Genomic DNA, 5738 nt, shown 5'->3' with positions numbered 1-5738 from the left:
TCTAATAACCGCGGGTGCACCGCTTCGAGGCATGGCCGCCTGCCAGCGCTGGCGCCAAAAAAGCATCATGTTAGAATGCCCGCCGTTTTTGCCTGACATCAAATGATGAAACGGCGCACCCGAGATTGTGCAGTAATGCCAGTCGCCTTGAATTGAACATCGCACTGCACCGCCTCAGGATCTATGAGACTCAAGCCCTTCCTTCCATTGATTTGCCTGCTGCTCGTACCCGGCCTTGGCGTTGCCGCCGAGAAGACCGTGTATGGCCTCAACGAATACGCCAAGCTGGCGGGCATTGACCTGGAAGTGGCCGCCAAACTCGACACCGGTGCCAAGACCGCTTCCCTGAGCGCCCGCGACATCAAGCGTTTCAAGCGCAACGGTGAATCCTGGGTGCGCTTTTACCTGGCCATCGACGCCGCTCACTCCCACCCCATCGAACGCCCCCTCGCCCGCGTCAGCAAGATCAAGCGCCGCGCCGGTGACTACGACCCCGATGAGGACAAGAACTACACCGCCCGCCCAGTGATTGCGCTGGACATCTGCATGGGCACTGCTTTACGCAGCATCGAAGTGAACTTGACTGACCGCAGCGCTTTCCAATACCCGCTGCTGATCGGCTCCGAAGCGTTGAAACGCTTTGATGCGCTGGTCGACCCCAGTCTTAAATACGCAGCAGGCAAACCTGCCTGCGCCGCCGACGCTCATACCGCCGAGTAAACCGAATGCGCTCTCTGACCCTGCACCTGAAAATCCTGATCACCCTCCTGGTGGTGCTGGGTATTTCGGTCACCGCCTACCAGATTTTCGTGCTGGGGATTCCCGTCACCGAGGACGCCACCGACGACCTGTGGAACATCGACGCCAAGGTCGAGTTCGTCGCCAACCCCAAGGACCCGGTGAAGATCTCGATGTTCGTGCCGCCCCTGAGCCGCGACTTCGTCAGCCTCAATGAAAGCTTTATCTCGAATAATTACGGCGTGAGCGTCAACCGCACTGACGGCAACCGCAAGGTCACCTGGTCGGCACGTCGCGCCAAGGGCAACCAGACCCTGTATTACCGCCTGGTGCTGACCAAGCGTTACAGCGGTGAAAAGGTCAAGGTCAAAGGCCCGACGTTCCGCGACAGCATTGCCGTGGACGGCCCGGAAAAAATCGCTGCCGAAGCCCTGCTGGCGCCAATCCGCCAGCATTCGGCGGATGTGGAAACCTTTATCACCGAAGCCATCAAACGCACCAACAACCTCAACGACGACAACGTGAAACTGCTGCTGGCGGGCGACCCGTCGACGCCGCACAAAGCCAAGATCGTCGAGCTGCTGTTGTCCATCGCCCACGTGCCGATTGAAAAAGTCCACACCATCCGCTTGGTGGCCGACCAGCCGCAAACCCCGGAACTGTGGCTGCGCAGCTTTAATGGCAACGACTGGCTGTACTTCAACCCGGAAACCGGCGAACAAGGCCTGCCCGCCGACCGCCTGCTGTGGTGGACCGGTGATGAAAACCTGATCACGGTGGATGGCGGCAAGAAAGCCATGGTGACCTTCAGCCTGAACAACAGCGAAATGAACGCGATTCGCCTGGCCAAGCTGACCGACGAAAACACCGACGCCAACTTCCTCGAATACTCGCTGTACGGCCTGCCGCTGCAAACCCAGCAGACGTTCATGATCATGGTGATGATCCCCATCGGCGTGCTGGTGATCCTGATCCTGCGCAACCTCATCGGCTTGCAGACCCTGGGCACGTTTACCCCGGTGTTGATCGCCCTGGCGTTCCGCGAGACGCAACTGGGCTTCGGGATTGTGCTGTTCACCATTATTACGGCGCTGGGACTCTCCCTGAGGTCATACCTGGAACACTTGAAGCTGCAGATGTTGCCGAGGCTGTCGGTGGTGCTGACCTTTGTGGTGGTGCTGATCGCGGCCATCAGCCTGTTCAGCCACAAGCTTGGGCTGGAGCGCGGGCTGTCGGTGGCGCTGTTCCCGATGGTGATTCTGACCATGACCATCGAACGCCTGTCGATCACCTGGGAAGAACGCGGCGCCAACCACGCGCTGAAAGTGGCGATCGGTACGCTGTTCGCGGCGTCGCTGGCGCACATCATCATGAGCGTGCCGGAACTGATCTACTTTGTGTTCACCTTCCCGGCGATCCTGTTGATCCTGGTGGGCTTCATGCTGGCCATGGGTCGCTATCGCGGCTACCGCCTGACCGAACTGGTGCGTTTCAAGGCCTTCCTCAAGGCTGATTCGTAATGTTTGGCTTCTGGAAGACGTGGAAGGCCCTGGAAGCGCGGGGGATCATGGGCATCAACCGGCGTAACGCCGACTACGTGCTCAAGTACAACAAGCGCAGCCTGTATCCGCTCGTCGATGACAAGATCATCACCAAGGAACGCGCCCTCGCCGCCGGCCTGCATGTGCCGCAAATGTACGGGATCATTTCCACCGAAAAGGAAATCGACAAGCTCGACGAGATCATCGGTGGGCGCAACGATTTCGTGATCAAGCCGGCTCAGGGCGCCGGCGGTGACGGCATTGTGGTGGTGGCCGACCGGTTTGAAGGGCGCTACCGCACGGTGTCCGGCAAGATCATCAGCCATGAAGAAATCGAACACCATATTTCCAGCATCCTCACCGGCCTGTATTCGCTGGGCGGCCACCGTGACCGCGCGCTGATCGAATACCGCGTGGTGCCCGACCAGATCTTCAAGAGCATCAGCTACGAAGGCGTGCCGGACATCCGCATCATCGTGCTGATGGGCTACCCGGTGATGGCCATGCTGCGCCTGCCGACCCGGCAATCCGGCGGCAAGGCCAACCTGCACCAGGGCGCGATCGGCGTGGGCGTCGACCTCGCCACCGGCCTGACTCTGCGTGGCACTTGGCTGAACAACATCATCACCAAACACCCCGACACCACCAACGCGGTGGATGGCGTGCAACTGCCCAACTGGGACGGTTTCATGAAGCTGGCCGCCGGCTGCTATGAGCTGTGCGGGCTGGGTTATATCGGCGTGGACATGGTGCTGGACCAGGAAAAAGGCCCGCTGATCCTCGAATTGAACGCGCGGCCGGGGCTGAACATCCAGATCGCCAACGACTGCGGCCTGACCTTGCGCACCCATGCCGTGGAAGCGCGGCTTGAAGCGTTGAAGGCTGCTGGCGCCACCGAAACCCCGGAGGAACGGGTGAAGTTTGTGCAGGAAATGTTTGGGCATATTGCTGCTGTGGAAGGCTGAGGGCCTCATCGCAGGCAAGCCAGCTCCCACAGTTGAATGCATTTCAATGTGGGAGCTGGCGTGCCTGCGATGACCTTCTGACAAGCAACACCCCTCCAAGACCAGTCCTCAATCTGCTTATCGCCGACATCCCCCCCTAGGACCAGAACCGACAGGGGACTACAATCGCCTCCCCCAAGCCAACGGCTGATCCGCCCCGCATGTCGACCTGTTCCGTACACCCGCTGCCCTACCAGGCCAACCCTGCTGCGTATTTCACAGCGATTCGCCACGCTCCCGGCGCGGTGCTGCTCGACAGCGGCCGCCCGGCGGCCGAACGCGGGCGTTATGACCTGCTGAGCGCGTGGCCGGAAGCGACCTTGACGGTAGCGCCTGACGAAAGCGGCACTGATTTCCTGCAACGCTTGCGGAAAAACCTCACACAGCTGGGTGAAGCGGGTTTGCCTGCTGGCTATGAATTGCCATTTGCCGGCGGCTTGATCGGTTACCTGAGCTACGACTTTGGCCGGCACCTGGAACACCTGCCGCGCCTCGCCATCGACGATCTGCACCTGCCGGATGCGCGCTTTGGGCTGTATGCCTGGGCGCTGATCAGCGATCACCAGGCCCAGACCAGCCAGTTGGTGTTTCACCCCAGCTTGGTCGACAGCGAGCGGCAACGCTTGATCGCGCTGTTCAGCAATGAAACCGTCGAACCATCGACGCGTTTCAAACTGCACGGCCCGATGGTCCCGGACCTCAGCGCCGAGGTTTACCGCCAGGCCATCGTGCGTATCCAAAACTACATCCAGGCGGGCGACTGCTACCAGGTCAACTTCGCGCAGCGCTTTCGCGCGCCGTGCATCGGCGACCCGTGGGCGGCCTATTGCGCCCTGCGTGAGGCGTGCCCCACGCCGTTTTCCGGGTTCCAGAGCCTGCCGGACGACGGCGCGGTGGTGAGCCTGTCGCCGGAGCGCTTCGTGCGCATCAGCCAGCGCCAGGTCGAAACCCGCCCGATCAAGGGCACCCGCCCGCGTGGCCTTACCCCCGAGGAAGACGCCGCCAACGCCGCAGAACTGCTCGCCAGTCCCAAGGACCGTGCCGAGAACCTGATGATCGTCGACCTGCTGCGCAACGACCTCGGCCGCACCTGCCGCACCGGCTCGGTGAGCGTGCCGGAGCTGTTCAGCCTGGAAAGCTACCCCAATGTGCATCACCTGGTGAGCAGCGTGACCGGGGAATTGGCGGCCGACAAAGACGCCCTTGACCTGATTGCCGGCAGCTTTCCCGGCGGCTCCATCACCGGCGCCCCGAAAATTCGCGCGATGCAGATCATCGACGAACTGGAGCCAACGCGACGCGGGCTGTACTGCGGCTCGCTGGTGTATCTGGATGTGCGTGGCGAAATGGACAGCTCCATCGCTATCCGCAGTTTGCTGGTCAAGGACGGGCAAGTCTGCTGCTGGGGCGGCGGCGGGATTGTCGCGGACTCCGAGTGGGAAGCGGAGTATCAGGAGTCGCTGACCAAGGTGCGGGTGTTGTTACACACTTTGGAAAGCTTGTAGCGTCCAGCATTTTCGGGGCTCTCAGAGGTAGAGCAGAGCTGCTGAAAAAGCCTGAATCAGGATGGCCGTGGACGGCGTAGGGACCGGGAGAATAGCGTCCAGCTCCGACTGTCCACCCGCCGTCTGTGAAGGATCACATGAAGCGAATGCCTACTCGTCAGATAATATTTCCGAGATTGCGTATCTCCCCAACCACACCTATCATCTCCCAAATTGGGAGGTCAATTCGATGCGGATAATCGCGCTGTCCACCTTACGAATATTCTGGGAAAGCCACCCAGCCTGTGCCGACGCAAAAACACCGCTGGTCGAGTTGTATCGCCATATGGAAAGAGCCACTTACCCAACGCCACAGACGCTCAAGGCAGCGCTCAGGACGGCCAGCATCCTTAAAGGTGGCAGGGTTGTCTTCAATGTAGGCGGCAACAAGTATCGAGTAATCATGGCGATCGATTATCAGCGACAGCTTGGGTTCGTACGTTTTGTGGGAACCCACTCGCAGTACGATCAGATCAACGCGGAGACCGTGTGATGAATATCAAACCTATACATTCCCAGGAAGACCTGGCCGCAGCGCTCGCGCGCGTCGAGCAGCTATGGGGAGCGCCAATCGGCTCGCCTGAGGGCGACGAGCTGGAAATCCTCGCCATCCTCATCGAGAAGTACGAGGCCGACCATTATCCAATGCCGCCTTCGGACCCGGTGGAGGCCATCAAGTTTCGGATGGAACAGCTCGGCATGACCGCCCGTGACCTGGAACCCTTTATTGGCACCAGTGGGCGGGTGTCGGAAGTGTTGAACCACAAGCGCACGTTGAGCCTGTCGATGATCAAGCGCCTGCATGAGGGCTTGAGCATTCCTTATGAGCGTTTGCTGGCAGGGGGTTAGCGGGAAATCTGTGGTGATTGGGCTGGCCCCTTCGCGGCATAAGTATCTACACAACTTTCAAG

The 5738-nt window shown here is 60.3% G+C and carries 6 protein-coding genes; all 6 read left to right on the top strand.

The window, feature by feature from the left end:
* The first annotated feature begins 183 nt into the window (after window positions 1–183).
* The 6 genes from WBB95_RS16505 to WBB95_RS16480 all read left to right on the top strand — a co-directional run bounded on the left by WBB95_RS16505 (window position 184) and on the right by WBB95_RS16480 (window position 5676).
* Window positions 184–720 (top strand): ATP-dependent zinc protease, encoded by a 537-nt coding sequence (locus tag WBB95_RS16505; RefSeq protein WP_424488564.1) that lies wholly within the window; start codon window positions 184–186, stop codon window positions 718–720.
* Window positions 721–725: 5 nt separating this feature from the next.
* Window positions 726–2258 (top strand): inactive transglutaminase family protein, encoded by a 1533-nt coding sequence (locus WBB95_RS16500; RefSeq protein ID WP_424488563.1) that lies wholly within the window; start codon window positions 726–728, stop codon window positions 2256–2258.
* Window positions 2258–3244 carry an alpha-L-glutamate ligase-like protein gene (locus WBB95_RS16495; protein ID WP_424488562.1) on the top strand — a complete coding sequence of 329 codons (987 nt, stop codon included), beginning with the start codon at window positions 2258–2260 and terminating at the stop codon, window positions 3242–3244. Before WBB95_RS16500 ends, WBB95_RS16495 begins: the two co-directional genes overlap by 1 nt.
* Window positions 3245–3444: 200 nt before the next feature.
* A complete protein-coding gene (gene pabB / locus WBB95_RS16490) occupies window positions 3445–4788 on the top strand; it encodes an aminodeoxychorismate synthase component I (protein ID WP_424488561.1) in 1344 nt (447 codons plus the stop codon).
* Window positions 4789–5017: 229 nt separating this feature from the next.
* Window positions 5018–5320, top strand: coding sequence for a type II toxin-antitoxin system HigB family toxin (locus WBB95_RS16485; protein WP_424488560.1), 303 nt, complete (start codon window positions 5018–5020; stop codon window positions 5318–5320).
* On the top strand, window positions 5320–5676 hold the full coding sequence (locus WBB95_RS16480; protein WP_424488559.1) for a helix-turn-helix domain-containing protein: 357 nt from the start codon (window positions 5320–5322) through the stop codon (window positions 5674–5676). Before WBB95_RS16485 ends, WBB95_RS16480 begins: the two co-directional genes overlap by 1 nt.
* Window positions 5677–5738: the final 62 nt, after the last annotated feature.

The sequence above is a fragment of the Pseudomonas sp. genome, assembly GCF_049645325.1.
GTDB lineage: Bacteria > Pseudomonadota > Gammaproteobacteria > Pseudomonadales > Pseudomonadaceae > Aquipseudomonas.
This window is presented reverse-complemented; position numbering and strand designations above follow the sequence as displayed.